This is a genomic window from Vibrio sp. 1249-1 (assembly GCF_033340495.1).
The window spans coordinates 1-545 of the sequence record NZ_JAWOWJ010001041.1 but is presented as its reverse complement, the minus strand read 5'-3'; the positions used below and the strand labels follow the sequence as shown (position 1 = coordinate 545).

The 545-nt window shown below is 46.1% G+C and carries 1 protein-coding gene; it reads right to left on the bottom strand.

What is annotated here, in order from left to right:
* Nucleotides 1-545 (bottom strand): amidohydrolase family protein (locus R7Z50_RS30350; RefSeq protein ID WP_318150130.1); only part of this gene is annotated, 545 nt, incomplete at both ends.

Sequence of the window (545 nt, the reverse complement as noted above, 5' to 3'; positions counted from 1 at the left end):
TACCTTGTGGAGATCCATCAAAGTTCAGCTTTACGCCACCGATGCGGAAATGGTTTGTGTACTCTGGCGTGTTGTATTCTGAGTCCATAAAATCACTGCTCGATACCATATCGGCGTACGCAACCAAATCGATCATCAGCTTGTCGTTTTTCGACGCGCGTTTCATTGCTTCATAACCTTCTGATGTTGCTCGTCCTTCTTGAGCCGTGGTATAGCCATATTTCGCGTACAAACCTTGCGAGGCTTCTAACATGCGATCTTGAAGTTCAGAATCAATCAACTTATTGAGGTTGAACAGCATTGCAAAGTGCGCGTTTTCTTCTAGAACACCATTTGGTTCTTGGCTGTTTTCCATTCGGCGGATAATGCCACCTTTTGGATCTTCCGATTCTGATGTGATGCCTGCGAGCTCTAACGCTTTACTGTTCGCGACACTCAAATGCCCCGAAGTGTGGATGATCAATACAGGCTTATCTGTGCTGACTTTATCGAGATCCGCTTTGGTAGGGTAGTAATCCAGTTGGGCGTCGTCGTAACCAAAACCT